The 516-nt window shown below is 61.4% G+C and carries 1 protein-coding gene and 1 pseudogene; both read left to right on the forward strand.

Annotated features, from left to right (window positions below; all coding sequences use genetic code 11):
* Positions 1–132: pseudogene (locus tag ACZYR5_RS29565) on the forward strand (peptide ABC transporter permease); the annotation flags it as partial.
* 10 nt (positions 133–142) lie between these two features.
* On the forward strand, positions 143–516 hold a 374-nt coding region (locus ACZYR5_RS29570; RefSeq protein WP_489092917.1), incomplete at its 3' end, for an ABC transporter permease family protein.

Genomic DNA, 516 nt, shown 5'->3' on the forward strand with positions numbered 1-516 from the left:
GCCATCGGCGCCCGGGATTATCCGGTGGTGCAAAACGGTATTTTGCTGATCGCCTGCCTGGTGATCCTGGTCAACTTCGTGGTGGACATCCTCTACGGCTTTGCCAACCCACGCATCCGTCACCAGCGCTGAGATCCTGATCATGACTACTCCAACTCCCGTGTCAGCAGTCGATCAAAGCCTGCTGTACCCGTCCCCGTACAAAGAATTCTGGCAGGCGTTTTCCCGCAACAAGGGCGCCGTGGCCGGGCTGCTGTTCATGCTGCTGGTGATCTTCTGCGCAATCTTCGCGCCCTGGGTCGCCCCGCATAACCCCAGCGAGCAATACCGCGACTTCCTCCTGACCCCGCCGGCCTGGCTGGAAGGCGGGCAGCTGCAGTTTCTGCTGGGCACCGACGAGCTCGGTCGTGATTTGCTGTCGCGACTGATCCAGGGTTCGCGCCTGTCGTTGATGATCGGTTTGTCGTCGGTGGTGATGTCGCTGATCCCGGGGATCCTGCTGGGCCTGTTCGCCGG

The organism is Pseudomonas sp. F007 (assembly GCF_057814275.1).